At 65.1% G+C, this 26,243-nt stretch carries 26 protein-coding genes and 1 pseudogene; 13 read left to right on the forward strand and 14 right to left on the reverse strand.

Features of this window, described 5'->3' with window-relative positions; translation table 11 throughout:
- The first annotated feature begins 88 nt into the window (after positions 1-88).
- A complete protein-coding gene (locus EDF57_RS12995; RefSeq protein ID WP_243841052.1) occupies positions 89-712 on the forward strand; it encodes a recombinase family protein in 624 nt (207 codons plus the stop codon).
- On the opposite strand, the gene EDF57_RS13000 is transcribed toward EDF57_RS12995, so the two are convergent.
- From EDF57_RS13000 to EDF57_RS13015, 4 genes are all read right to left on the reverse strand, one after another.
- The gene (locus EDF57_RS13000) at positions 690-953 is read right to left on the reverse strand and encodes a hypothetical protein (protein WP_134094621.1); all 264 of its coding nucleotides are present in this window, start codon (positions 951-953) and stop codon (positions 690-692) included. The two genes, EDF57_RS12995 and EDF57_RS13000, sit on opposite strands and share 23 nt — an antisense overlap.
- Before the next feature lie 4 nt (positions 954-957).
- The gene (locus EDF57_RS13005) at positions 958-1,242 is read right to left on the reverse strand and encodes a hypothetical protein (protein WP_134094622.1); all 285 of its coding nucleotides are present in this window, start codon (positions 1,240-1,242) and stop codon (positions 958-960) included.
- A gap of 216 nt (positions 1,243-1,458) precedes the next feature.
- The gene (locus tag EDF57_RS13010; protein WP_134094623.1) at positions 1,459-2,403 is read right to left on the reverse strand and encodes a hypothetical protein; all 945 of its coding nucleotides are present in this window, start codon (positions 2,401-2,403) and stop codon (positions 1,459-1,461) included.
- A gap of 169 nt (positions 2,404-2,572) precedes the next feature.
- A complete protein-coding gene (locus EDF57_RS13015; RefSeq protein ID WP_134094624.1) occupies positions 2,573-4,348 on the reverse strand; it encodes a recombinase family protein in 1,776 nt (591 codons plus the stop codon).
- Between EDF57_RS13015 and EDF57_RS13020 the strand changes: the two are divergent.
- The 3 genes and pseudogenes from EDF57_RS13020 to EDF57_RS13030 form a co-directional block, all read left to right on the forward strand.
- Positions 4,325-4,708, forward strand: a pseudogene (locus EDF57_RS13020) (ATP-binding protein); the annotation flags it as partial. The gene EDF57_RS13015 and the pseudogene EDF57_RS13020 overlap by 24 nt on opposite strands.
- A gap of 15 nt (positions 4,709-4,723) precedes the next feature.
- Positions 4,724-5,671: a hypothetical protein gene (locus EDF57_RS13025; RefSeq protein ID WP_134094625.1), complete on the forward strand. Its 948-nt coding sequence runs from the start codon at positions 4,724-4,726 to the stop codon at positions 5,669-5,671.
- 85 nt (positions 5,672-5,756) lie between these two features.
- The gene (locus EDF57_RS13030) at positions 5,757-6,641 is read left to right on the forward strand and encodes an EamA family transporter (RefSeq protein ID WP_134094626.1); all 885 of its coding nucleotides are present in this window, start codon (positions 5,757-5,759) and stop codon (positions 6,639-6,641) included.
- A 44-nt stretch (positions 6,642-6,685) separates the two neighbouring features.
- Here the strand turns inward: EDF57_RS13030 and EDF57_RS13035 are convergent, their stop codons facing one another.
- Both EDF57_RS13035 and EDF57_RS13040 read right to left on the reverse strand, forming a co-directional pair.
- Positions 6,686-7,411 (reverse strand): alpha/beta fold hydrolase, encoded by a 726-nt coding sequence (locus EDF57_RS13035; protein WP_132265334.1) that lies wholly within the window; start codon positions 7,409-7,411, stop codon positions 6,686-6,688.
- Between the two features lie 77 nt (positions 7,412-7,488).
- The gene (locus tag EDF57_RS13040; protein ID WP_134094627.1) at positions 7,489-8,058 is read right to left on the reverse strand and encodes a DUF3617 domain-containing protein; all 570 of its coding nucleotides are present in this window, start codon (positions 8,056-8,058) and stop codon (positions 7,489-7,491) included.
- 205 nt (positions 8,059-8,263) lie between these two features.
- On the opposite strand from EDF57_RS13040, the gene uvrB reads away from it, so the two are divergent.
- The 4 genes from uvrB to EDF57_RS13060 all read left to right on the forward strand — a co-directional run bounded on the left by uvrB (position 8,264) and on the right by EDF57_RS13060 (position 15,266).
- Entirely contained in the window at positions 8,264-10,450 is a 2,187-nt protein-coding gene (uvrB, locus tag EDF57_RS13045) for an excinuclease ABC subunit UvrB (RefSeq protein ID WP_132264852.1), read from the forward strand.
- A gap of 349 nt (positions 10,451-10,799) precedes the next feature.
- Positions 10,800-11,909 (forward strand): helix-turn-helix transcriptional regulator, encoded by a 1,110-nt coding sequence (locus EDF57_RS13050; RefSeq protein WP_243841053.1) that lies wholly within the window; start codon positions 10,800-10,802, stop codon positions 11,907-11,909.
- 144 nt (positions 11,910-12,053) lie between these two features.
- Positions 12,054-13,559: an acetyl-CoA hydrolase/transferase family protein gene (locus tag EDF57_RS13055; protein ID WP_134094628.1), complete on the forward strand. Its 1,506-nt coding sequence runs from the start codon at positions 12,054-12,056 to the stop codon at positions 13,557-13,559.
- A gap of 204 nt (positions 13,560-13,763) precedes the next feature.
- On the forward strand, positions 13,764-15,266 hold the full coding sequence (locus EDF57_RS13060) for a peptidase S10 (protein ID WP_134094629.1): 1,503 nt from the start codon (positions 13,764-13,766) through the stop codon (positions 15,264-15,266).
- Between the two features lie 55 nt (positions 15,267-15,321).
- Here the strand turns inward: EDF57_RS13060 and EDF57_RS13065 are convergent, their stop codons facing one another.
- A complete protein-coding gene (locus EDF57_RS13065) occupies positions 15,322-15,993 on the reverse strand; it encodes a glutathione S-transferase family protein (protein WP_132264847.1) in 672 nt (223 codons plus the stop codon).
- A gap of 286 nt (positions 15,994-16,279) precedes the next feature.
- Between EDF57_RS13065 and EDF57_RS13070 the strand changes: the two genes are divergently transcribed.
- The gene (locus EDF57_RS13070; RefSeq protein ID WP_132264845.1) at positions 16,280-16,669 is read left to right on the forward strand and encodes a VOC family protein; all 390 of its coding nucleotides are present in this window, start codon (positions 16,280-16,282) and stop codon (positions 16,667-16,669) included.
- Between the two features lie 68 nt (positions 16,670-16,737).
- On the opposite strand, the gene metW is transcribed toward EDF57_RS13070, so the two are convergent.
- Genes metW through EDF57_RS13085 form a run of 3 tightly spaced genes read right to left on the reverse strand, consistent with a single transcriptional unit; the run spans position 16,738 to position 18,886 of the window.
- The gene (gene metW / locus EDF57_RS13075; protein ID WP_134094630.1) at positions 16,738-17,325 is read right to left on the reverse strand and encodes a methionine biosynthesis protein MetW; all 588 of its coding nucleotides are present in this window, start codon (positions 17,323-17,325) and stop codon (positions 16,738-16,740) included.
- Entirely contained in the window at positions 17,322-17,768 is a 447-nt protein-coding gene (locus EDF57_RS13080) for a GNAT family N-acetyltransferase (RefSeq protein ID WP_166675274.1), read from the reverse strand. The genes metW and EDF57_RS13080 overlap by 4 nt, the downstream gene beginning before the upstream one ends.
- Complete coding sequence (locus EDF57_RS13085) at positions 17,765-18,886, reverse strand: homoserine O-acetyltransferase (RefSeq protein WP_134094631.1); 1,122 nt, start codon at positions 18,884-18,886, stop codon at positions 17,765-17,767. Before EDF57_RS13085 ends, EDF57_RS13080 begins: the two co-directional genes overlap by 4 nt.
- A gap of 262 nt (positions 18,887-19,148) precedes the next feature.
- Here EDF57_RS13085 and hisC point away from each other — a divergent pair, with 262 nt between their 5' ends.
- From hisC to EDF57_RS13100, 3 genes are all read left to right on the forward strand, one after another.
- Complete coding sequence (hisC, locus tag EDF57_RS13090; protein WP_134094632.1) at positions 19,149-20,264, forward strand: histidinol-phosphate transaminase; 1,116 nt, start codon at positions 19,149-19,151, stop codon at positions 20,262-20,264.
- On the forward strand, positions 20,261-21,184 hold the full coding sequence (locus tag EDF57_RS13095; RefSeq protein WP_134094633.1) for a prephenate/arogenate dehydrogenase family protein: 924 nt from the start codon (positions 20,261-20,263) through the stop codon (positions 21,182-21,184). The genes hisC and EDF57_RS13095 overlap by 4 nt, the downstream gene beginning before the upstream one ends.
- A 142-nt stretch (positions 21,185-21,326) precedes the next feature.
- Positions 21,327-22,106 carry a transglutaminase family protein gene (locus tag EDF57_RS13100; protein WP_134094634.1) on the forward strand — a complete coding sequence of 260 codons (780 nt, stop codon included), beginning with the start codon at positions 21,327-21,329 and terminating at the stop codon, positions 22,104-22,106.
- Positions 22,107-22,109: 3 nt separating this feature from the next.
- Here EDF57_RS13100 and EDF57_RS13105 read toward each other — a convergent pair whose 3' ends face one another.
- From EDF57_RS13105 to ftsE, 4 genes are all read right to left on the reverse strand, one after another.
- Positions 22,110-22,805 carry a 1-acyl-sn-glycerol-3-phosphate acyltransferase gene (locus tag EDF57_RS13105; protein WP_134094635.1) on the reverse strand — a complete coding sequence of 232 codons (696 nt, stop codon included), beginning with the start codon at positions 22,803-22,805 and terminating at the stop codon, positions 22,110-22,112.
- The gene (locus EDF57_RS13110) at positions 22,805-23,356 is read right to left on the reverse strand and encodes a YdcF family protein (protein ID WP_132264833.1); all 552 of its coding nucleotides are present in this window, start codon (positions 23,354-23,356) and stop codon (positions 22,805-22,807) included. The genes EDF57_RS13105 and EDF57_RS13110 overlap by 1 nt, the downstream gene beginning before the upstream one ends.
- Positions 23,357-23,382: 26 nt before the next feature.
- A complete protein-coding gene (locus EDF57_RS13115) occupies positions 23,383-24,231 on the reverse strand; it encodes a cell division protein (RefSeq protein WP_243654178.1) in 849 nt (282 codons plus the stop codon).
- Positions 24,232-24,356: 125 nt separating this feature from the next.
- A complete protein-coding gene (ftsE, locus tag EDF57_RS13120; RefSeq protein WP_132264831.1) occupies positions 24,357-25,070 on the reverse strand; it encodes a cell division ATP-binding protein FtsE in 714 nt (237 codons plus the stop codon).
- Between the two features lie 147 nt (positions 25,071-25,217).
- On the opposite strand from ftsE, the gene EDF57_RS13125 reads away from it, so the two are divergent.
- Positions 25,218-26,219 (forward strand): MJ0042-type zinc finger domain-containing protein, encoded by a 1,002-nt coding sequence (locus tag EDF57_RS13125; protein WP_134094636.1) that lies wholly within the window; start codon positions 25,218-25,220, stop codon positions 26,217-26,219.
- The last annotated feature ends 24 nt before the right edge of the window (positions 26,220-26,243 follow it).

A 26,243-nucleotide genomic window follows, 5' to 3' on the forward strand; every position in this document is an offset into this window, starting at 1 on the left:
GTCGCACGGAAACGACCGTTTTCGATACGCCCGAGACAACTGTATCGAAACTTAGCTTGACAGTATTTTCGATACATCTGATATATCGATGCACACCATCGATACAGAGGAAGACGACTTGGCCAGAACTTTCGCCTACTGCCGCGTGAGCACCACTGACCAGACTGCCGAAAACCAGATCGTCGAGATCGAGACGGCTGGCTTTGGCATCGAGGCCCACCGGATTGTTGCCGAGACGGTTTCGGGATCGACTCCAGCCTTTTCACGGACAGGTTTTGCAAAGCTGGTGGACCGCCTTGAAATGGGCGATGTGTTGATCGTGACCAAGCTTGATCGCCTCGGCCGTAACGCCATGGACGTGCGCTCAACAGTAGAACGACTGGCATCGGCAGGAGTGCGAGTTCATTGCCTTGCGCTGGGGGGAACTGACCTTGCCAGTGCGGCTGGCAAAATGACGATGAGCGTGATTGCCGCCGTAGCGGAATTCGAAAAGGACCTGCTCGTCGAGCGCACGCGATCCGGGCTTGCTCGCGCGAAGGCACAGGGCAAGCGCCTTGGCCGTCGCCAAGCACTATCGGACCTAGATCAGCGCGACATTCGCGCCGCGCGCGCAAGCGGGACATCCCTCGGGGAACTAGCCAAACGCTATGATGTCAGCCGTTCAATGATCCAGCGCGTGGAGGCGCGCGCTAGCCGCGCCCACGCCACATGATCGCGGCATACACTGCGTCGCCTTCCTCCGCGAACTCAAGGCTGAGGGTGCCCGTCGCGCGCGACGACACGCCGCGTCGCCAATCGCCCTCGCAGGTCGCGGTGCACCATTCGTAGATAGCTTTTCGCCGTATTGCCGCTCCATCCGATTCCCAGTCGTGGTCGATGCAAACAAGAAGCGGCAGCGATTTGCCCACCGCGCGAATCGCAATAATCTTACGAAAAATCTCCTCAGGAGTCATTTTGTTACAGCGCAACAGCCTTGGCGGCTTTGGCAAGTACCAATATTCTGTCCAGCAGCTTCGCATCGTCGTCTTGCTCGATCTCTTGACGGAGCCGCTCGATTTCCAACCGCTCGCGCTCATTCGCTAGCCGCAAGGCTTCAAGCCTTTCGCCTTCCTCGATGTCGTCGGCGCTTGCCCCATACATGATCGGCACGATGACATCGCTTTCGTGATCGTCCACCTCGCGCTGGATTCGCGCGATTTGGGCGCGTGCGGTCGGTGTTACCCCTCGCAATTCACGCAGCATTCCCGAGAACTCCCGATACCTCATGTCGTCACCTCATCCGTTTGCAAGTGCCTCGACAAAGCCCAGGGCACTAGATGTAAAGGACGGCTAGCCCATCTAAGACACGCTGTATTTATCCATGCCGCGCGCACAGTTATATAGTATAGTATAAAAGGTAAATAGGATGCTGTATTGATAGATATTACGAAATGAAAATAACGAAGAGACAAGATCGTTTTAACAATAATTCCCAAACCTATTCCAACGATACTTCTCTAAATCGGAGTATTCCTCAGAATCTTCATCATGACTGCGAGTACGGGAACCGACCTTATCCATCACGACCCGCCACGGGCGAAAGCCGGATGATGTCGAGTAGATCACAGTGTGCAGATCGGCCATCCACGACGCTGGGTGAGTATCGATAGCGCCGCCCTGCTCGCCATAGAGCATCCGGCCGATCGTCGATTTGAGAGCGTAGTTCGTGGTCGTGAACAGCGCGACATCCATCGACTGTCCGTCGTACTTCGCTTGGCTACAAGGTTGGACATCGACGGCGTGCTCAGCAGGCCATTGACGCTGCAGCGCGTCCCGCACACCTTGCCAATCTACACGGGGGTGATGGACGATTACGTGCATGTGCACGATCCAACCGGCGTCAGAGTCGAAGAAAAGCGGCGGCCCGTTCTCGTCGAGATATTCGCGCATGCGCGATTGCATCAGTGGGACTTGCGCCGCGTCGAAAGGGTCCGCTTCCATCCAGCCAGTCAGTTGCACGTCGTTCCACCGAACCGACTCGCGCCTCATTGCCTTCACTCGATTGCGGAGGGCTTCTCGCCCTTTCCTCCATACGTCAGGAATGTCACGAACATCGGAGGGCACCCCCAACAAGATCGTGACCAACGACAAGTCGCACTTTGCAATCCCGGCGAACCTCGTTTGAAGTGCTTTGGCCTGCTGACGGGCATAGATGCGCTTGCACCGGAAACACGCCGGTTGGCGGCAGTACCATGTATTCCCCAGCCATTTGTCGGTAGAACCGCAATCTTCGAGACGCCGCGCGAGCGCCTTTGATGTTTCACCCCGACCATCGCGAAGAGCCGCAACCAGCCTCGCTCTCGCATTTTCCAGTTCGATGGTAGAATGTTGCGTCTTTTGGTAGTAATTTGTACTTATATTCATCCTTGCTCGTCGATCCAGAACCGCAGCTAGCAGCGCTGGACCTCATCCATATGCATCACCGGTATTTACCCGGAAATCGGAATTCCGTCCATTTTCTCGTGATCGCGATATTGCACCGGAAGGTGGGCAGTCTGGGCCCACGACCAAACCTTTCGCGGCCTTGCCGTCATCACCCCTTCGATCGATCGTAGCCAGTTGCGGCGCGGCGCTGCCGGAAACCAGTGACCAATGCTCTGCGATCTGGAGGAAGGGCATCGATACTCCGTTCTTTCGACAGATCGAAATGCGCGGACATCGCACCATTCCGTTCGATCCAAAAAAACGCGATGCCCTCAATCAAGCGCACCGTTGCACGGCCAGACGCCGGATCGAACGTGATCTCGTCAATGACATCTTGCAGCGCAGCTTTGACGCGCCGACGCGCGTCAAACACAAGGTCGGGGTCATCATGATCCAGTAGCGCCTGCACCTCCGCCACCCTACGCATGTGTTCAGCCGGAGAAACAGCACCTTTCGCGCTGTGGTATGCTTCCTCGGCTGTTGCGGCAGCGGCTTCAGCGCTCGTCAGGTCGGCACGCAGCGTGTTGTATCGGTCTCGCGTGAAGTGATCGAAATCACCGGAGTCGCTACCCTCGACTAATGCAATGACCGATTGAATGCTCCGCCCAATCTTGGCCACCCGCTCGCGGGAGGCGTACATGTCTGCTTCCAACAACCGCAGGTGCCGCTCATCGGCAGCAAAATGCGAATCGTCCAGTACGAGCGACAGCAGCCTTTCCAGCAATGGTCCTTCGATGCGGTCATATGGCCATCCCATTTGGTTCGAACAGCCTTTGCCGCGTTTCGCGGCCTCGCAGTACAAGTAGTAGTGCCTTGTCTTCGTGCCGTCCTTGCCGATTCGATATCGCGCGGACCCGAGGGCTGCCATTTGGCCGCCGCATGAGGCGCACCGCGCCTTCCGCCCGATCAGATTGCTCAGGCCTATCCCGCGCCCCTGCTCAACAAGGGCACCAGCACGCCTGCTGCTGTTCGCAAGCGCGAATGTGGCGTCATCGATCACGCGCGGGTAGTAACCTTCGACTGCTTCGCCTGCGATTGTTCGCCTCGCATCTTTGCGGGCCCAGTTGTGTGGCTGCCACTCGCCCACAACCGCTCGGTTCCGAAGGATACGGCCGATATAGGTCGGGGCCCACATCTTCACCTCCCAAGGAAGGTATGCTGGGTTTGTCTGTGCGATCTCGTTCAGACGCTTAGCTATCAAGCCCTTCCCGAGACCCTCGCCTGCCCAAGCGAACACCTGCCGTAATACCATTTCTCGATCGGGAATGACTGCGAAAGCACCGTCCTCGATCGTCACCCACTTCGGGTGCCGATGGTTGAGCGTCACTGGCTGACCTGCTCGTGCCGCGTTGCGCTTCACTTCCCATGCCGCAGCTACGCGCTCGGACTCCTTCCGGCTCTCTGTGTAACTGCCGAAAGCAACGACCAGCAAATTCATCAACCCGCCCATATCGCTGTTGAGCATGGATTCGTTGATGACCTGATTGGTCTGTGTGACGACGATATCAGCACCCGCCCTGACGAGCGGCGAAAGCCAAGTGAGCATCACGTCGGCCGGTTGACGCGAGAGCCGGTCAAGTTCCTCGACAACGAGAATCGGCCGTCGAATGCTTCCCGCCACAACGTCATCATGGAATGTGCCAAGCCGACCATCGCGGATGTTGTCGCCTGTGTAGGCCGATCTGCCACTATCAATGATCGGCGGGCTCGCGAGCTTCCAGCCCTGCCCTGCGACGTAGGCAGAGCAATTTTCGATTTGGCGAGTGAGCGTCGAGCCCTTCACTTGTTCTAAGGACGACCATCGCGCGTAAATGTAAACAGGCCTCATGTGCTCTCTGTATAGGACTTGAAAAGGGATGTCATGCTTGACCGTATCGATCTTCATGTGGAAGTGGACCCGGTGCGCGCGGCAGACCTTGCGCTTCCTCCGCCCAGCGAGGGCAGCGCGCAAGTTGCCGCCAGGGTCGGCCAGGCCCGGGCGGTCCAGACCGCACGCCTGGCGGGAACAGGCAACCGCACCAACGCCGAACTCGACGGCGACCTTCTGGAGACATACGCAACGCCCGACGAGGCCGGCCGCAAGCTGCTCATGCAGGCGGCCGAGGCAATGCATCTCTCTGCACGAGGCTACACGCGCATCCTTCGGGTTGCGCGCACGATCGGCGATCTGGCGGGAGAGGAACAGGTAAAACGTATCCACGTTGCGGAGGCGCTCAGCTATCGTCGGCGGCCACCGACGGGCTGAGCAAGAGGATGACGCATGCCTTCGATGCCGGCAATCCTGGTTTCTTGCCTGGCCCTATCGCTCGGAGCAACGCCCGGGCGAAGCGAACCGCCCTCGATCACACCTGCTGCCGAGACCTGCCCGGTGCCGGAAGGTTGGGCCGAAATCGCGAATCTGCAGCCGCGTTATATCGTCTTCGGGGAGCTTCATGGAACGCAGGAAAGCCCTGCATTCGTCGGTGATCTGGCGTGCGCGCTCGCCGCGCAAGACCAGCGCGTTCTCCTTGCCATCGAATTTGACTCGGGCGCCGATGCCGCCTTGCAGGACGCTTGGCGATTACCTGCGAACCAGTTCGCGCAAGCCTTGCAGAAGTTCGGATGGAAGGGGCGCACGGATGGCGTCGCCAGCGAGGCGATGTTCGCGATGCTGGTTCGTCTTCACCGGCTGAAGGATGCAGGCCGCCCGATCGACGTGGCGGCGTTCAACGGCCCGCGCGACGAATCCCAGCGCAAGCGCTTCGCCCATCTTGCGGGGCAAGGTCCGCATGAGGCCGCCCAGGCGGAGAATATTCACAATGCCGCGAGCAACGGCAGCTATGACCGCGTCCTGGTTCTGGTCGGCGGGTTTCATGCCGAAACGGTTCCTTACGGCGAAGGCGCAAAGAGCTTCGACCCGATGGCAGCACGCCTCGCCCGTACCGGCCGCGTGGTCAGCCTGAAAATGCGCTTCGCTGCCGGCAGCGCGTGGAACTGCATGGCCAAGCCCGGCAGGCGTTTCGAGCCAGGACAGGCCATTCCCAAGGACGCGATCGAGTGCGGCAACCATCCCGCCAAAAGCGACGTCGATCTGAAACGCGCCCCCTTCATGCAACTGGGTACCTTTCCGGGAGAAGCGCCGATAGCAGGCTTCGACGGCTTTTTCTGGCTGGGATCGGTCCACGGGTCTGCGCCTCAAGTTCGGGCGGATCCACCGGAGCAGCGATAGGCAACACCACAAAGAGAGCAGCGGAAATCCTGCCCTCCCCACTATCGGCTTGCCCCGCGTCGCCAGTGCAGGCATCGCGCGGGGCATGACCGCGACGACCGACCGCACCGTACTTCTTGCCGGCCTCTCCATCGTCGTGGCGCAAGCCTCGATCAATCTGGGCGCGGCCTTTGCCAAGAGCCTGTTTCCGGTCGTGGGGCCGGAAGGCGTCGCGGCCCTGCGCACGACGATTTCGGCCGTGATCCTGCTGATCCTGGCCCGCCCCTGGCGCAGCCGCGTGACCGGGCGGCAGCTTCGCTGGCTGCTGGTCTACGGCCTCGTGCTCGGCGGCATGAACCTGATGATCTATTGGGCCTTCCGCCGCATCCCCATCGGCATCGCCGTCGCCATCGAGATCTGCGGACCGCTGGCCGTGGTCCTGGCGACCTCGCGGTCGCTGCGCGACTTCCTCTGGCTCGCCCTGGCGCTTGGCGGACTGGCCTTGCTGATACCCTGGCCCGGCCGGGCGCAGCCGCTCGACCTGGCGGGAATCGGCTTCGCCCTGGCCGCCGCGGCTTGCTGGGCACTCTATATTCTCTGCGGAAAGCGCGCCGCCGAAGTGGGCAGCACGACGGCGGTCTCGATCGGCATGACCGTGGCCTGCCTCGTCACCGTGCCGTTCGGGATCGCCTCGGCACCGGCGAGCCTGCCGCTCCACGCGCTCGGCCTGGGCATCGTCGTCGCGATCCTGTCTAGCGCCCTGCCTTACATGCTGGAGATGCGCGCGATGGGGCAGCTCTCCAGCCGAATCGTCGGCCTTCTGAGCAGCATGGCCCCCGCGCTCGGCGCCATAGTGGGGTTCCTGGTGCTGGACGAGCGGCTGACGGCGCTGCAATGGCTGGCCGTGGCGATGATGATCGCGGCAAGCGCCGGGTGCTCGCTCGGCGCGAGAGCGCCAGTGGCCAAGGCGCGCGACGACGTGATGGCCTAAGCGGAAGCCCGCATCGGGGCATTCGCAAGCCAGCGTCGCCCCGCTCAGTCCTCGATGTCGAGTTGCCGGAGCACTTCGGCGATGACTCGCGGATCGCTGGCGAAACCCAGGTGCGAGCAGCGGATCGGCACGGCCCGGTCGCGTTCATGCGGCCAGCCGCAGGCCGAGCGCGGGTGGATCACCCCGTCGCGCGGGCTCCACAGCGCCACTGTCGGCACCGGCGGTTTCTCGGCGAAGTCGCAGTCGATCGGCGGCGCGTCCACGGAGTGCCCGGTCACCACCTGATAGGCGCGCCAGGCATTGTTGGCCCTGGGATCACCGGAAAACGGCGTGCCCATCGTCACCACTTTGCCCACGCTTGCGGGTTGCCGACGGGCGATTTCGCGCGCGAACAGGCCGCCGAGGCTCCAGCCGACCAGGGTGATCGGGGCGCGGTGCCGCCGGGCCAGCGCGCCGACCCGGCGCATCAGGAACTCAAAATTGTGCTGGTTGGGGCCGAAGTTGAAACCAAGGCCCCATTCGTGAACTTCGTGCCCGGCCTGTGTCAGCGCCTCGGCCATCGGCTTCATCCGGTTGGGATGGGCGCCGAAACCGGGCAGGAGCATGACGGGCTGCGGGTGAAGCGCGGTCTCGATCCCGAGCAGCTTCTTGCCGCCCCGGCGCAGCGAGGCCAGTTCGGCAAAGAACAGCCGCAGCGACGGCTTGCGGACACCCTCCGGATGCGGCTCGCGCGCAAGCGCAGCGCGGCGCACGATGGCGCTGCGCATCATGTCGAGTTGGCGCGGGGCCTGACCGTTCACTTTACCTTTCTAACTCCTGTACGGTCGGGCCCTGCCGAAACGGGGCCTTATCCCTGACAATCTCCGATGCGTTTCGTGGTGACATGCATCGTCATCTTCATCTGCCCACCGGGCTGGGAGCCCATCTGGGGCCCACCGCTCATATCCATCTTCACGGTGATGTCCGAGTTGTCCTCGGCCACCGTGCCGTCTAGCGTCAGAACGGCCTTGCCGCCTTCCTTCGACGCACATTCCATTTGGGCATCCAGCTTCCCGCCATCAACGTCGAAGCGCGAATAAGTGCATTCCCGGCCCTGCCCCACATCGTGGAACATGTCGCGATAGCCCTTTTCGGCTTCGGCGGACGTCAGGCAGAAGTTGCTGACCTGAGACTTCTGAAGCGTCGACTTCATCTGGTCTGCCATCTGCTTGGGCAGCCCTGGAACGTCGATCTGCTTCACTTCGCTGGTCTGCGCATACTGTCCGGGGCGCGGTTTGTCGAGCTTGGCGGCTTCCTGTCGTACTTCTTCCTGCGACTTGCCCGGTGCGCCCGCCGCCTCGCCGGACTTCTCCTTCGATCCGCAGCCGGCCGCCAGAAACGCCAGGCCCATCGCTGCAAGGGTCATATACGGCTTCATATCAGCACCTTCCTTCGCACCGTTTCATGACGCAAGACGTATCACCGGCCCGTCCCCGCCACCATACCGGAGGGGCTGCAGGGCGCGCGGGCGCCGGTGCCATATAAAACAGCCGAACCGCCGTTTTCGCCCGACTGCCGGGTCGGATCCCCATAGAGCCCGACTCCCATTGCGGGCCCGTGGCACATACCCCATATGTTCTGCCATGGCAGAGCTGATCATTCGCCGGGGCCTTGAGGAACCGGACACCTCGGGCACGTTCGTCCCCCACAAGCCGCAGCGACCCGACAAGTCGATGCCCGGCCGGCCCTTCAAGGTCGTTTCCGAATATGAACCGAACGGCGACCAGCCGACGGCCATCGCCGATCTCGTTTCCACGGCGGGCGACGGCGAGAAGACGCAAGTGCTGCTGGGCGTCACCGGATCGGGCAAGACCTTCACGATGGCCAAGGTGATCGAGGAATTGCAGCGCCCGGCGCTGATCCTGGCGCCGAACAAGATCCTGGCCGCCCAGCTCTATGCGGAAATGAAGGACTTCTTCCCCGAGAACGCGGTGGAATACTTCGTCTCCTACTACGACTACTACCAGCCGGAAGCTTATGTCGCCCGGTCCGACACGTACATCGAGAAGGAAAGCTCGGTGAACGAAGCGATCGACCGCATGCGCCACTCGGCCACGCGCGCGCTGCTGGAACGCGACGACGTGATTATCGTCGCCTCGGTTTCGTGCCTCTACGGCATCGGTTCGGTCGAGACGTACTCGGCCATGATCTTCGACCTCAAGACCGGCGACACGCAGGACCAGCGCGAGATCATCCGCAAGCTCGTCGCGCTCCAGTACAAGCGCAATGACGCCGCCTTCACCCGCGGCACCTTCCGCGTGCGCGGCGACAATCTGGAACTGTTCCCCTCCCACCTTGAGGATACCGCCTGGCGCATCTCGTTCTTCGGGGACGAGATCGAGGAAATCGCAGAGTTCGATCCGCTCACCGGCAAGAAGGGCTCGGCGCTCGAAAAGGTGCGGGTCTATGCGAATTCGCACTATGTGACGCCCGGCCCGACGATGAAGCAGGCCAGCGAAGCGATCCGCTTCGAACTGACCGAGCGCTTGAAGGAGCTGGAAGCCGAGGGCCGCCTGCTCGAAGCCCAGCGGCTGGAACAGCGCACCAATTTCGATCTCGAAATGATCGCCGCCACCGGCTCCTGCGCGGGGATCGAGAACTATTCCCGCTTCCTCACCGGCCGTCTGCCGGGTGAACCGCCGCCGACTTTGTTCGAATACCTGCCGGACAACGCGCTGCTGTTCGTGGACGAAAGCCACCAGACGGTGCCGCAGATCGGCGCCATGTCCAAGGGCGATCACCGCCGCAAGATCACGCTGGCCGAATACGGCTTCCGCCTGCCGAGCTGCATTGACAACCGCCCGCTGCGCTTCAACGAGTGGGACGCGATGCGGCCGCAGACCATCGCCGTCTCCGCCACGCCCGGCCATTGGGAAATGGACCAGTCCGGCGGCGTCTTCGCCGAACAGGTGATCCGCCCCACCGGCCTGATCGACCCGCCGGTGGAGATCCGACCGGTCGAGGATCAGGTGCAGGACTGCATCGTCGAGTGCAAGGCCACCGCCGAGAAGGGCTATCGCACCCTCGTCACCACCCTCACCAAGCGCATGGCCGAGGACCTGACCGAGTTCATGCACGAGGCCGGGGTGCGCGTGCGCTACATGCACAGCGACGTCGAGACGCTGGAGCGCATCGAACTGATCCGCGATCTGCGCATGGGCGTCTACGACGTGCTGGTGGGCATCAACCTCCTGCGCGAGGGCCTCGATATTCCCGAATGCGGGCTGGTCTGCATTCTCGATGCCGACAAGGAAGGCTTCCTGCGCAGCGAAACCTCGCTGATCCAGACCATCGGCCGCGCCGCGCGCAACGTGGATGGCCGGGTGATCCTCTATGCCGACCGCATGACCGGATCGATGGAGCGTGCCATCGCGGAAACCGACCGCCGCCGCACCCGCCAGGAAGAATACAACACCCAGCACGGCATCACTCCCCAGACGATCAAGCGCCGCATCGCCGACATCGTGGCAGACACCGCCAGCCGCGACGGCGTGCTGGTGGACATCGACGCAGAGGGCCAGAACAACCTCGTCGGCCACAACTTGCGGGCCTATATCGAGGACCTCGAAAAGAAGATGCGCGCTGCCGCTGCCGACCTCGAATTCGAGGAAGCCGGCCGCCTGCGCGACGAGATCAGGAAGATGGAAGCCAGCGAACTGGGCATCCCCGACGAGCACAAGAAAGCGCCGATCGTCGGCCGCAGCAACGAAGGCAAGCCTGGAACCCGCAAGACGCGCTATGGGAAAGTGCAGCGAAAGTGGGGCAAGTAACCGGCTTCCGGGCGTAAATCAGCTCCAGATGTCGAGCTGGCTGCCAAAGGCCGCCTGAAGGCTTCGGCCGAACACGGCATGCCGATCCCGAGCCGCGCTGCCACCCGTCCATCCACGCGGCCGGCCGATCTGGCGGCCTCGCGCCCGTCCCCGCGAAAAGAAAAGCCCGAGACCTGCGGTGCAGGCCTCGGGCAGTTATCTCAGGATGGCTTGTCGCCGATCCCTCGGGTCGCGATTCGGTTGTGGACCCGTTTCGGATCAAGGGCATACCATGTTCATGGTAGCCGCCCGGAAGCTGCGTTCGATAACAGGACTTGTTAAGCACGCCCGGCCGTTCCATGACGGATTCGTGGGCAGGGACAGGGACGAGACGCGCGCGGACGATCTGGCTGGCCTTTTCGCGCGCGCGCCGTTCGAGGCCAATGGCTGGGACACGGCGCTGAAAGCGCTCGCCAGCCACACCGGCTCGGCCCGCGCGCAATTGCTGGCGCTGGGCGAACGGCACGCCGCATTCAATTGGGTGACGGACGCCAATCCCACGTTCCTGACGGAATTCGACACGATCGGGGGATATCGGCCTGACGTTAACTACCGGGTCGCTACCACGCGCGCGCCGCTGGAACTGACCTGGGAAGTTCATTACACCGCAGCACGCGCCATTTCGACGAACGAGGCCTACCTCGATTACGTGCGCCGCCACGATGCCGAATTCGGGGTGCAGATGGTGCTCAGCCAGCGCCCCGGCGTGCTCTTCGGACTTGCCGCGCTTCATGGCCAGGCCGAAGGGCATACGACCGAGGCCCAGCGCGAAGTATTCCGCCGGATCGGACCAACCGTGCTCGATGCGATCCGGCTGCAGGACGCGATCGAGCACCAGGGCGCCGCGCTGTTGAAGGGCTCCCTCGAATCGATGAGCAGCGCGGCCATCCTGCTCGACGCAGTCGGCAAGGTCTGCGGCATGACCTCGGCCGCGCAGGCCCTGCTTGGGCCCTGGACGCTACAGGTCCGCTCGGCCGCACTCCATGCGGTGCGGCAGGATATCGACCAGCGGCTCCAGGCCCGGATCGCCGCCGCGCTGGCCGGTCTGGACACCGGCCCCGCCGATCTGTGGCTGCGGAGCGAGGACAGCCTGATTCTCATCGACGTGCGCACCCTGCCGCGGCAGGACTGGTCCTTCGGCTTCGCCCCGCGGGTGCTGGTCACCTTGCGCGCACCGCTTGCTGCCAGCCACGTCCCTGCGCGGAGACTGGCCGAGGCGCTGCACCTGACCACGGCCGAAGCGGAAGTCGTGATGTTGCTGGCCCAGGGCCATTCGCGCCAGACCGTGGCGCAGATGCGCAAGGTCAGCGTCCAGACCGTCGTCGCGCAGTTGCGCACCATCTTCCAGAAGTGCGGCGTCAACCGCGAGGCGGAACTGGTGGCGATCGCCCGAACGGTGATAGAAATGGCCTCGCGATAAGGCCGGAAAAGGGCGCGGAGCATCGGCCGCAGGGCCATTTTGTCATGCATCCGCCGCAACCGTCTGGTTGGACTTTGCACTGGATTCGCCGCCCCCGGAGGCCGACTGGCGCAGCAAAGGTCAGTCAGAAAGGATGAGGTTGCCATGCGCATCGAGAGTGTTGAGCTTCGTTCAAAGGTCATGCCCGCAGAAGAGGCCGCGCGCCTGATCGAAAGCGGCACCGCCGTGGGCATGAGCGGTTTCACCGGATCGGGCTATCCCAAGGCCGTGCCGCTGGCTCTGGCCGCGCAGATCGAGGCCGAGCACGCCGCCGGCCGCGCTTTCAAGGTTCGCATGTGGACCGGCGCATCGACCGGCCCCGAACTCGACGGCGCGCTGGCCAAGGCCGACGGCATCGAATTCCGCCTGCCCTACAACTCCGATCCCATCGCCCGCGAACGCATCAACAAGGGCGAGATGAACTACTTCGACATGCACCTTTCGCAGGTGGCGCCGATGGCCTGGCAGGGTTTTCTCGGTCCGCTCGACACGGCGGTGATCGAAGTCTCGGGCATCCGCGCCGACGGCAGCCTGATCCCCTCTTCCTCGGTCGGCAACAACAAGACCTGGCTGGACCGCGCCTCCAAGGTGATCCTCGAAGTGAATTCGTGGCAGAACGAGGCGCTGGAGGGCATGCACGACATCTACTACGGCACCGCCCTGCCTCCTTCGCGCGTGCCGATCCCGCTGGTGAAGCCCGATGACCGCATCGGCGAGCCTTACCTCAAGGTCGATCCCGCCAAGGTCGTCGCCGTCGTCGAAACCGACCGGCCGGACCGCAACGCGCCTTTCAGCCCGCCGGACGAGAAGGCCAAGGCCATCGCCGGCCACATCCTGGAATTCCTGAACCACGAAGTGAAGCTGGGCCGCCTGCCCTCGGCGCTGCTGCCGATCCAGTCGGGCGTGGGCAATATCGCCAATGCCGTGCTGACCGGCCTGGTCGACTCGCCGTTCGACAGCCTGACCTCCTATACCGAAGTGATCCAGGACGGCATGCTGGACCTGCTGGATTCCGGCAAGCTGCGCATGGCCTCCGCCACTGCCTTCTCGCTCAGCCCCGAGGCCGCCGCGCGCGTCAATGCGGACATGCACCGCTACCGCGACAAGATGATCCTGCGTCCGCAGGAAATCTCGAACCACCCCGAACTGATCCGCCGCCTGGGCTGCATCGCCATGAACGGCCTGATCGAGGCGGACATCTACGGCGCGGTGAACTCCACCCACGTCATGGGGTCACGCATCCAGAACGGCATCGGCGGTTCGGGCGACTTTGCGCGCAATGCCTATATCTCGATCTTCATGACGCCCTCCACCGCCAAGGGCGGCAAGATTTCGGCCATCGTGCCGCAGGCCAGCCACGTCGATCACATCAACCAGGACGTGCAGGTGATCGTCACCGAGCAGGGCCTGGCCGATCTGCGCGGCCTCAGCCCCAAGGAACGTGCCAAGGTCATCATCGCCAACTGCGCGCACCCGGACTATCGCCCGCTGCTGGAAGACTACTACGCCCGCGCGCTGAAAGGCTCCTATGGCCTGCAGTCGCCCTCGCTGCCGGGCGAGGCGCTGTCCTGGCACCAGCGCTTCATCGATACGGGTTCGATGCTGCCTTGAAGAATTCGGGCGGCACCCCCGAGCCGTCCGAACGCCTGACCTGCCCTGCCTTCCGATGGACCATTCCCATGGCCCGATCTCCGGAAGGCAGGACGGGCCAGGCACCTTTTTCCCGCTCGGACCCTTGTCGTATACTATTTCAAGGTTCTACTGATCGCCCCTGACGTCCGTTCGGACGCATCGATAAAAGGGGTCGTTCCTTCCATGCGCAAAGTTTCGCTGGCCTGCCTGGCCATGGTGCTCGCCGCCTGTTCCGTCCCGGCCTTCGCTGCCGACAAGCCTGCCGAAAGCGCCGAAGCGAAGAAGGACGCTGAGGGCGACGAAATCCCGCTGCTGCCCGCAGCCAAGTCGATCAAGCAGAGCGCGGTGATCGGCGGCAAGACCGTCAACTACGTCGCCACCGTCGGCGCGCTGCCGATCAAGGACGAGAAGGGCAAGACCATCGGCGAGGTGGTCTATACCGCCTATACCGTGCCCGGCGCGCCTACCTCGCGCCCCGTCACCTTCGCCTTCAACGGCGGCCCCGGCGCGGCCTCGGTCTACCTGAACCTCGGCGCCATCGGCCCCAAGCGCGTGCAGTTCGGCGCGCAGGGCGATGCGCCGTCCGACCCCGCCGTGCTGCACGACAACCCCAATTCGTGGCTCGACTTCACCGACCTGGTCTTCATCGACCCGATCGGCACCGGCTTCTCGCGCAGCCGCGTCGATGCCGAGGCGACCAAGAAGGCGTTCTACACCTCCGAGAACGACATCAAGTACCTCAGCCGCGTGGTCTATGACTGGCTGAACCAGAACGGCCGCCTGACCAGCCGCAAGTATCTCGCCGGCGAAAGCTACGGCGGCTACCGCGTGCCGCGCCTGGCCTACAATCTCCAGACGCAGATGGGCGTAGGCATTTCGGGCATGACGCTGGTTTCGCCCTATCTCGATCCGCCAGCCATCGGCGAGGACGATGCGCTCTCGCCGCTGCCCTGGATGATCAACCTGCCGGCCATGGTCGCCGGCCACTTCGAGCGCCAGGGCAACCTGAGCGAGGCGAGCATGGCCCCGGTCGAGCAGTATATCCGCACCCAATACGTGCAGGACTTCCTCGCCGGCCCGCAGGACAAGGAAGCCACCGACCGCCTTTCCGCCAAAGTCGCGGAACTGACCGGCCTCGACCCCGCGCTGGTGCGCCGCATGGACGGCCGCGTCGACATCGCGACGTATTTGCGCGAGATCCGCCGCGATCAGGGCCTCGTGGGGTCGGTCTACGATTCCAACTACACCGCTTACGATCCTTTCCCGGCCAGCGCCCGTCCGCAGTACAGCGACCCGCTGCTGACCACGCTGATCGCGCCGACGACCTCGGCCATGGTCGATTTCGTGACCCGGCAGGTCGGCTGGAAGATCGACGCGCGCTACAATGCGCTGTCCTACGAAGTGAACGAGGCCTGGACCCGCGACGACAGCGACAACCCGGTCAAGGACTTGCGCCAGGCGATCTCCATCGACCCGAAGATGACCGTCGACATCGTCCACGGCTGGGACGACCTTTCGTGCCCCTACTTCGGCTCGCGGCTGATCATGGCGCAGATGCCGCAGTTCGGCCGCCCGGACCGCGTGCGCCTGCACGTCTATCCCGGCGGGCACATGTTCTATTCCCGCACCGACAGCGGCGCAGCCCTGCGCCGCGACATTCTGGAAAGCTACCGCGCCGCGTCCTGAGGGATAATTCTACCGTCGTCCCGCACTTGAACCGGGACGACGGTAGCAAAAAGCCTCAGGCATCCACTTCGGCGTAGTGGCTGGGCGGCTGGATCACTTCCATCCGCTCGCTCAGCAGCGGCCGGAACGAGGGGCGCGACTTCATCACCAGATACCAGCCGCGCGCCTGTTCGTGGCTCGACCAGTCCAGCCCGCCGAGATAGTCCGCCACCGAGATCTGCGCCGCGGCGGCAAGGTCGGCCAGCGTCATGGTCGCGCCGGCCAGCCAGGGGCGGTTGTCGATCAGGTAATCGATGTAGTCGAGATAGTCGTGCGCCAGCTTCATCGATTCGCGCAGGATCTTGGCATCCGGCGACTGGCGCAGCACGAGACGCTTCTTCATCCGCTCATGCAGCAGCGGACCGGACACGTCGTTGTAGAAATTCTCGTCGAACATCGCGATCAGGCGGCGGATTTCCGCGCGCTGGACGGCCGTGCCGCTGATCTGCGGGTTACGATCGACGGTTTCCTCGAAATATTCGCAGATCGCGCGGCTGTCGACGACCACGGTGCCGCGTTCGGTTTCCTTGACCACCGGCGTGCGCCCTGCCGGGTTCATCTCGAACAGCCGGTCCTCGCCTTCCCAGGGACGCGCGGTCTGGAGTTCGTAGGCGATGCCCTTTTCGGCCATGAGCAGCCGGACCTTGCGGCTGAAGGGGCAGAGCGGAAACTGGAAGATGTGCCACATGGCGATTTCGAATGCCAAACCTGCCCGCGAGCGTCCACCCGAAGCACAGGCCCCGCCCGGAGAGGGGGGCGAAACGCGTGGATAAGTCCCGCCTTCGCCGCATCGCCCGCAATCATCGTGGCGGCGGAGAAGCCGCGATTGACCGGGCGCGGGCCGCGATCCACACCCTTGGCGTTCGCTGCAGCGCGCCCATCGTGACGCGGCCGGGCGGACAGCCAGTTCAGGGTAAAAAGGCCCAACTGGCGGCACCGACCCGGCTCGGTGCGACAATCGGAGGAGGAAGAAGATGATCCTGAAGAGCCTGCGCCTCGGCACCAACGATCTCGGCAAGGCCCGTGCCTTCTATGATGCGACGTTCGCCGCTCTGGGCGTCGCGCCCTGCGCCGCGTCCAGCGAATATCCGATCGTGCTGTGGGACCTCGACGGCTTCAAATTCCTCCTCGGCCCCGCCCGCGATGGCCAGCCCGCCACCCATGCCAATGGCGGAACGATCATCTTCGAGGCGCCCGACGAAGACGCCGTCCGCGCCTGGCACGCAGCGGGCCTTGCCAATGGCGGCACCAGCGAGGGCCAGCCGGAACCCAAGCCCCAGGCCCGGAATGCCTTCGGCGCCTATATGCGCGACCCGGACGGCAACAAGCTCGGCATCTACTGCGGCCTGACGATGGGCGGCTGACCGGGGCGACGGTAACCGCGCCGCGGCAATGACCGCGGCCGGGACCGGTGCATCGGAACGCCCCCGGCCTAGCGCGTCAGCAGGAATACCGCATGCTCGGCGCGGAAATTGGCCGCTGCCGGACTGCAGGTCTGGTCGCCCGAGAGGAACCACGCGCCCTCCACCGTGATCCCGCGCGAGCGCACCAGTTCCCGGAAATCGTCGACCGTCAGGTGGTGGATGTTCGGCGTCTCGTACCAGGCGACCGGCAGCAGGCGCGTCACCGGCATTCGCCCGCCCCAGAGCAGCGAGAGCCGCACGCGCCAGTGCGCGAAATTCGGAAAGCTGACGAAGGCGCGGCGGCCGATCCGCAGGAGTTCCTCCAGCACCCTGTCGGGTCGCATGGTCGTCTGCAGGGTCTGCGACAGGATCGCATAGTCCACCGACTGGTCGGGATAGAAGGCAAGGTCCCTGTCGGCATCGCCCTGGATCACCGAGAGGCCCTTGCCCACGCAAAGGCCGACATTGGCGGAATCGAGTTCCATGCCGCGCGCGTCGCACCCCTTGTTGCGCAAGGCCAGCATCAGCGTGCCGTCGCCGCAGCCCACGTCCAGCACGCGCGATCCGGGGGCGACATTGGCGGCGATGACGGCAAGATCGGGCCGCAGCAGGCTCACGAACCCGCCTCCAGGATCGCGGCGAACGGCCCCGACAGCTTCTCCATCAGCCAGTCCGGCCGCACCAGCGGGGCAAAGCCGAGCCGCGCATAGACGCCGTGCGCGTCCTTGGTGGCCAGCATGAAGCGGCGAATATCCGCATAGTCCGGGTTATCGAGGAACCAATTGACCATCCGGCGCCCCAGCCCCTGCCCGCGCACGCTTTCGTCCACCCATACATCGGCCAGCCAGGCGAAGCTCGCGCGGTCGGAAATGACCCGCGCGAAGCCCAGTTGCGTGCCATCGGCGAGATAGGCGCCCAGGCAATGCGAACCGGCGATCTGGCGCTCGACTTGCGCACGCTCGACTCCGGGCGTCCAGTAGCTCGACGCCAGCCAGCCGTGGACGCGCGCTATGTCCAGACGCGCAGCGTCGTCGCTGAGTTCGATCGGCGCCGCGTTCAATGTCCTTCTCCCAGGAAGCCTTCGACGACACGGTCCAGCGCGGGCACATCCAGCAGGAAGGAATCGTGTCCATAGGGCGCCGAAAGCTCGACGAAGCTCACCGGCAGCCCCGCCGCGTTCAGCGCGTGGACGACATTGCGGGAATCGGCGGTGGGGTAGAGCCAGTCGGTATCGAAGCTGACCAGGCAGAAGCGCGCCTTCGACGCGGCAAAGGCATGGGCCAGCAGGCCGCCATGCTCTTCGGCCAGGTCGAAATAGTCCATGGCGCGGGTGATGTAGAGGTACGAGTTCGCGTCAAAGCGGTCGGTGAAGGCGAGCCCCTGGTAGCGCAGATAACTTTCGATCTGGAAATCGGCGTCGAAACCGAAGGTCTTTTCCTCGCGGTCCTGCAGGCGGCGGCCGAACTTCTCGGTCAGCCCCGCTTCCGACAGATAAGTGATATGCGCCGCCATGCGCGCCACGGAGAGGCCCTTTTCGGGGCCCTTTCCGCCATTTTCGCGGGCTTCGTAATAGGCCCCCTCGCGCCATTCCGGGTCGGCCATGATCGCCTGGCGGCCGACTTCGTGGAACGCGATATTCTGCGCCGAATGCCGCGCGGTGGAGGCGATCACCAGTGCCGCGCGGGTGCGGTCCGCGAAGTTGGAGGCCAGGCTCAGCGCCTGCATCCCGCCCATGGACCCGCCGACAACGGCATGGAGGCTCTCGATCCCCAGGGCATCGAGCAGGGCGACGTGGCCGCGCACCATGTCGCGAATGGTGATGACCGGGAACCGCATGCCCCAGGGCCTGCCGTCCCCGGCCAGGCTGGCCGGCCCGGTCGAACCCATGCAGGAGCCGATGACATTGGCGCAGATCACGAAGAAGCGGTCGGTGTCGATCGGCTTGCCCGGCCCGACCATGCGCACCCACCAGCCGGGCTTGCCGGTCTTGGGGTGGTCGGAAACCACATGATGGTCGCCGGTCAGGGCGTGGCAGATCAGGATCGCATTGTCGCGGGCCTCATTGAGCGTGCCCTGCGTCTCGTAGGCGATGCGCACGCCGGGAAGGCTCTGGCCGCCGTCGAGCGCGAGCGGCTGGGCAAGGTCTAGGAACTGGCTGGTGTCGGTGCTGGTAGACATAGTGCAGGAAGGGAGGTGAGGGAGCGATGCAGACCTGTCAATCGTGCCCGCCCCGGTGAGGTCAGTTCCCCGCCTGCGGGTTGATCGTCAGGACGGTCGCAGGAAGGAGGTCATCCGGGCAGAAAATGCAGCGCCTCTCTGCCGCATTTCCCGAGTCGCCAGATGATTCCATCTGACTTGAAAATGCAGCGCCTCTTTGCCGCATTTTCCGAGTCGTCAGATGATTCCATCTGACTTGAAAATGCTCTAAGGCCGGCGCGTCATGACCGATAGCCAGATCACCAGCAAGCAAGCCCCGCAGCCCAAGCCATGGATCGAGGCGATCCATGCCTATGTTCCGGGCAAGTCCAAGGGCAAGGACGGGCGGCCGTTGATCAAGCTTTCGGCCAACGAGAATCCGCTCGGCACCAGCGAGGACGCCCTCGCGGCCCGCGCGCAGGCTCCCGCGCTCTATCCCGATCCCGACAGCACCGCCCTGCGCGAAGCGATCGCGGCGAAGCACGGGCTCGCCGCCGCGCGGGTGGTCATGGGCACCGGCTCCGACGAGCTGCTCAACCTTGCGGCCCAGGGCTACGCCGGTCCGGGCGACGAGGTGATCTACGTCCGCTACGGTTTTTCGGTCTACGACATCGCCGCGCGCCGCTGCGGCGCCGTGCCGGTGGTGGCGCCGGACGCCGATTACGGCACGGATGTCGATGCGCTGCTGGCCCTCGTCACCGAGCGCACCCGCGTGGTCTTCGTCGCCAACCCGAACAATCCCACCGGATCCTACCTGCCCCGCGGCGAGATCACGCGGCTCCACGCCGGACTTCCCGCCAACGTCCTGCTGGTGCTCGACCAGGCCTACGGCGAATATGTCGCGCCCGAGGATGACGACGGATCGCTGGCCCTGGCCGAAGCGCATGACAACGTGCTGGTAACGCGCACGTTCTCCAAGATCTTCGGCCTCGCCGGAGAGCGCATCGGCTGGGCGACCGGCGCGCCGGGCATCGTTGCCACGCTCAACCGCATCCGCGGGCCCTTCAACGTCTCCAACACCGGACAGGCCATGGCGCTGGCCGCGTTGGGCGATGCCGCCTTCGTCGAGGCCAGCCGCATCCACAACCGGGACGAACGCGCCCGCTTCGTCGCAAAGCTCGATACCCTGGGCAACCACGGGTTGCGGCCGCTGCCGAGCCAGGCCAATTTCGTGCTGGTGCTGTTCGAAGGCGCGCTGACGGCCGAAGCCGCTTTCGAGGGTCTGGCCGATCGCGGCTATATCGTTCGCTGGCTGCCGGGGCAGGGCCTGCCCCAGGCGCTGCGCTTCACCATCGGCAAGCCGCAGGACATGGACACGATCGCCGAGGCCCTGCGCGAAATGGCGGAAGCCGCGCAATGAGCTTCCAGAACGTCGCCATCATCGGCCTGGGCCTGCAGGGCGGATCGATCGGCCTTGCGGTGCAGGAATACCTGCCTGGCGTGGCGACCACCGGCTACGACCTCAGCTCCGCGCACCGCCAGCGCGCCGCCGAGCGCGGCCTGGTTGCGAAAGTCTGCGACACGGCAGCCGAAGCGGTGGCCGAGGCAGACCTGGTGATCTTCTGCGTCCCGCCGGGCGTCATGGGCATCGCCGCCGAACAAGTGCGCGAAGCCCTGCCGCTCAACGCGCTGGTCAGTGATGTCGGCTCCAGCAAGCAGGCCATCTCCAAGGCCCTCGGCACGGCCCTGCCCGATCATATGGTGATCCCCGCGCACCCCGTGGCCGGCACCGAAAACTCCGGCCCCGACGCCGGCTTTGCGCATCTGTTCCGCAACCGCTGGTGCATCGTCACCCCAGCGGCGCGGACCGATCTGGTCAAGCTGAGCGAACTCGTCGGCTTCTGGGAAGCGCTGGGCGCCAATGTCGAGATCATGACGCCCGAGCATCACGATCTCGTCCTGGCCGTCACCAGCCATGTCCCGCACCTCATCGCCTATACCATCGTCGGTACCGCGTCCGACCTGGAGGACGTGACGCAGGGCGAAGTGATCAAGTATTCGGCCGGCGGCTTCCGGGATTTCACGCGTATCGCCGCCTCCGACCCGACGATGTGGCGCGACGTGTTCCTGTCCAACAAGGACGCGGTGCTGACCATGCTCCAGCGCTTCACCGAGGATCTGACCGCGCTGCAACGCGCGATCCGCGTGGGCGACGGGCAGGCCCTGTTCGACCAGTTCACGCACACCCGGGCCATCCGCCGCTCGATCATCGAGGAAGGCCAGGACGATTCCCGCCCCGACTTCGGCCGCGGCGACCATGAGGGCGAACAGAAGACGTGACGACCTGGCGGGAGCCAAGGCCCGGTTCGCGCTTTGATCGGAATGCGGTTCGAACGCGAATTTCCGTTCAGGCACCAATCTTCGTTCAGGCCCCACTCCTCGTTCAGACGCGTCAGCCGGCGCAAGGGACTTCCGACGCCTCATGAAGCTCTCGATCTCCGCGCTGCTCGACTACTCCCTGGCCGGTCCCACCGACGTTCTCCTCCAGCTGGAGGCGGCGCTGCTGCCCGAGCAGATCGTGCACCGCGCCCATATCACCCTGCCGCCTTTCGAGCATTTCGCGCGCCTGCCGGGCCATGACCAGATCGGCGACCGCATCTGGCTCCACGTCACCGACCGGCTGACCGTTCGCTACGAGGCCGTCGTCGAGCCGCGGCGGTATCTCGCGCCGATCGAAGGTCTGCCCGCCATGCCGCCGCATCTGCTGCCCGGCGAGACGGTGGATTACCTCCTGCCCTCGCGCTACTGCCCTTCGGACACGTTCCTGCAGTTCACGCTCGACATGTTCGGCACGCTTGCTGGCGGCGAGCGGGTCGCGGCCATGCGCGACTGGGTGAGCGGCCACATGCGCTACGTCCCCGGCTCCAGCAATTCCCTGACCACGGCGGCGGACAGCTTTGATTCGGGCGAAGGCGTCTGCCGGGACTATGCCCACCTGATGATCAGTCTCTGCCGCGCCAGCGCCATCCCAGCGCGTTTCGTCAGCGTCTACGGGCTGGGCGTGGAGCCGCAGGACTTTCATGCCGTGGCCGAAGTGTTCCTCGACGGGGCCTGGCACCTCGTCGACGCGACCGGGATGACCCGGCCGGAAGCCATGGCGAAGATCGGCGTCGGGCCGGACGCCGCCGGCGTCGCTTTCCTGACCAGCTACGAGCCGATCACGCTGCAGGCCCAGTCGGTGGAAGTGCGCGAGGTTCCCTGAACGTCAGGTGTTGAGCGCGTTGATCGCGGTGAGGACTTCCGCTTCCACTTCCTCGCGCGGGCGGCCCGGCTCGATCCTCTGGCCGACGCGCATGACGATCGTGCCCGGTTTCTTCCAGAGGCGGTGATAGAGCCGCCCGCTGTCCACCGCCACGGGGACCACGGGCAGGGCCAGAAGCTTGTAGAGCCCGGCAAAGCCGGACTGAAGCGGGGCCTGCTCGCCATGGGGAATGCGCGTTCCTTCGGGGAAGATCGCCAGCGGCCGCCCCAGCGCCGCGAAGCCGCGCGCGGAACTGACCATGGCGCGCAGGGCCTTGGCGCCCTGGTCGCGCTCCACCGAAACCACGCCATACTTGCGCGCCGCCCAGCCCCAGCCGGGCAGGCCGACCAGTTCGGCCTTCGGGAAAGGCGCCGGGAAGTTCATCAGCGCGGGCAAGTCGATCGCCTCGTAGAAGCTCTCGTGCTTCAATGCCACCAGCACGCCTTCCTCGGGCATCGTGCCCTCGATCCTGAGCCGTATCCCCAGCAGGTACCGGCAGCAGAGGCGGTGGAACTGGCTCCAGCCGCGCACGGTGCGGCGCATCGGCTCGGTGCCGATCAGCGATGTCAGCCCCACCCCGGTGACGAAGAACAGGGTTCCGGGATAGAACACCAGGTAGAACAGAAGACTGCGAACGACGTCGAGCGGGGTAGCGCGCATCAATTGGCTTTCCAGGGGGGCCGGTTCCAGAGGTCGAGTGCCATACGCCCAAAATACTTATGGTACTCGAGGAAAAGCGTGCTCAGGCTCGGACGGGAGGGCACCCCATCCTCGAGAATGGCAATATGGTCGGGCAGTTCGCGCGCCAGCTCGTAAGCGGCGCGGCGCATGTGCCAGTCGGCCGTGACCAGCCGCACCGAACGCGCTTTGCGCCGGGCCAGCCAGTTCGCCGCCTCCACCGCGTTCGAGCGCGTGTCATAGGCTTCGTAGCCCAGCGTGATGCAGCATTTCATGAGCCGGTCCGGGATACGGAACTCCGCCGCCAGTTCGCGCGGCTTCACCTCGCGGTCGACCCCGGAGATCAGCAGGCGCGGCGCGCGGCCCGCATCGAGCACGGTCAGCGCCCGTTCGATGCGCCCCTTGCTGCCGGTCAGCACGATCACGGCATCCGTGCGCACGGCATCGTCCAGCGGCCCCGGAAGCGTCACCGCGAACCAGAGGAACCCGAAAAGCCAGATCAGCAGGAGGAAGGCGGCGGTGCGACGGAACATGAGCGATCTATAGCGACTTGCGTAGACTATAGCATCTTGCGCAATGCGTGCAGCACCGTCAGGCGTGCCGTCAGCATGGCGAGCAGGGTGGAGAGCAGCGGGACCAGCGCCAGCAGCAGCCAGTCGCTCCAGACCAGGGCGCCGCTGTCCACCAGCCCGGCGCCGAGACTCGCGAAACGACGGCCCAGCGAAAGGATCACCACCATCGCCAGGGCCAGTCCCACGGTACCGCCGCCCGCCGCGTCATAGCCGATGGAGCGCTGGAACACGCGGGCGACCTGGGTATCCGTTCCGCCCAGCAAGTGGACGATCTCGATCACGTCGCGATTGGCGCCCAGCGCCGAGCGCGCTGCCAGCAACACCGCCGCGGCCAGGGCGCCGGCGAGCAGCACGACCAGCGAGATCGACAGCACCTGCAAAGATACCATCGCGTCGAACACCGGCTTCAGCCAGGTGGATTGGGCATCGACTTTGGCCGAAGGCGCGACCCGCGCGATGGCCTGTTCGATCGCGCCGAGCTGCTGCGGCGTCGCCGGCCCCTTGAGGCGCACGTCGATCAGCGAAGGCACGGGAATCGCCGCGCCGGTGGCAGCGGCAATGCCGGTGCCGAGCCAGGGTTCGATCAGGGCGTCCAGCTCGGCCTGGGGCACCTGGCGCAGGCCCGCGACATGCGGCAGGCGCTTGATCGCCTCCACCGCAGCGGCGGCTTCCCTTGCGCGAATATCGTCGCGCGGCTCGATCACCTGGATGGTGACGCCGCCCTCGATCTCGGCCCGGGCCGAGGAAATCGCATTGCCGAGCGCAAGCCCGGCCGCGAGCGCGATGGCGGTCATCGCCACCATGATCGCGATCACCCAGGGCATCGGCCCGGACATGCGCGTCTGCGGGATCAGCTCCGCGCCGCGCACGCCCAGCCGCCGCCAGCCCCAACTCCAACGGGAACCCGCGCCCTGTTCGGCCCCTCGGCGGGACCGACCCGCCCCGGAGATGTCGTCCCCGCTCATGACGGCCGCCGTGGGGGATAGCGCAAGGCGCCGGTGGGATCGGCCAGGCGCCCGCGGTCCAGCCGCATGATCAGGCTGTCCGGCACCTTGCGCAGCAAGTCGAGATCGTGCGTGGCGACGACGACGGTCGTGCCCTGCCGGTTGAGCATCTCGAAAAGGCGCAGCAACTTGAGCGCCATCTCGGAATCGACGTTGCCGGTCGGCTCGTCCGCCACCAGGATCGCCGGGCGCGCGATCACCGCGCGGGCAATGGCCACGCGTTGCTGCTCACCGCCGGAAAGCGTCGCCGGGCGGGCGTCCATCTTGTCCGACAGGCCGACCCATTCGAGAATGTCCCGCACGGGGCCGCCGATGTCGCGCTCCTGATGGCCGGCGACACGCAGCGGCAGGGCGACGTTATCGAAGGCCGAGAGATGCGGGATCAGGCGAAAATCCTGGAACACCACGCCGATCCGCCGCCGCAGCCCCGGCAGACGGCTGCGCGGCAGGGTTATGGCGTCGGTCCCGAACATGCGGATCGCCCCGCGCGAGGGCCGCTGCGCCAGATAGAGCAACCGCAGCAGCGAGGTCTTCCCCGCGCCGCTCGCCCCGGTGAGAAAATAGAACCGCCCCGCGAAAAGCGTGAAGGTCAAATCGGACAGCACCTCGCGCTCCGTACCGTAGCGCAAGCCGACATTGTCGAAATGAACGATTTCCCCGTCGGCGATCATGCTCGTATAATCTATGCTGCGTCTGGTCCGAACGGGCGACCCTATGCGCTATAGCGAGCATTGAATGTGGAAAAAAGGGCGTTCCGGCTTGTGCCCACAGGTCGATGCCTTGTCGTAAGAGAGTCACTCGTGCTTTAGCTTGTTATCATGATCATTGCCTGCCCAGCTTGCTCTACACGATATGCCGTGCCGGACAGCGCGATCGGCATCGACGGCCGCACGGTACGCTGCGCCAAGTGCCGCCACAGCTGGTTCCAGGAAGGCCCCGAGGCTGCAGCCGAACCCGCCCCGGTTCAGGACGCGCCGACTTACGCGGCAGAGCCCCGCCCCGCCGAACCACGGCCGGTTGAACAGCGGCCAGTTGAACAGCCGCCCGCGGAAACCTGGCACGCGGAACCCGCGCCTGTTGCCGCGCGACCGACTCCCGCCGCGCAGCCGGCTCCCGCCGTGCCCGTGCAGCAGGCCGCGCCGCGCGAAGCGATCCGCGTTCCGGGCCGCACCGCCGCCCAAGCCGCGCCGGAACCGGCACCGGCCCCCACATCGGCAAGCCCCCAGGGCGAGGCTTCCCGCGAGACCGAACCGGTATCGCCGCCCGCCGCCGTTGCCGGCGACAGCGAACGGAGCACCCGCAAGTCCGGCGCGGTCTACGACGACACCACCGCCGTCCACTATGCGGACGAGGGCCATTCCAGCTTCGACTTCGCCCCGCCGTTCCGCCCGCGCCGCAACTGGACGCGGATCGCCACGTTCGGCTCGGCGCTCTTTGCCGTCGTCGCCCTGGGGCTGACGGGCGCAGTGGCCTGGGGCGGCCTGCCGGACTGGCTGCCGATCCCGCACCAGACCTTTTCGCAGGCCCAGCCCGATCTCCAGCTGGACTTTCCGCGCAAGCGGCAGGACCGCAAGCCCCTGCCCGACGGCACCGAGTTCTTCTCGGTCAGCGGAACGATCAGCAATATCGGCAGCGTGGCCCGCAACGTGCCCTCCCTGCTGGTGGTGCTGCGCGACAAGCGGGACCGCATCGTCTACGAAAAGGAAGTGGTCCCTTCCAAGCGGAAGCTGGCCCCCGGAGAAGCGATCACCGTCAACGAGGCCCTGACGGACATTCCCAAGGCCGCCGCCGCCGCCGAAATCGGCTGGAAGCCCGAATAATTTCCGCAGCATCGGCCGGCGCTC

It is taken from the genome of Novosphingobium sp. PhB55 (assembly GCF_004368805.1).
Lineage (GTDB): Bacteria > Pseudomonadota > Alphaproteobacteria > Sphingomonadales > Sphingomonadaceae > Novosphingobium.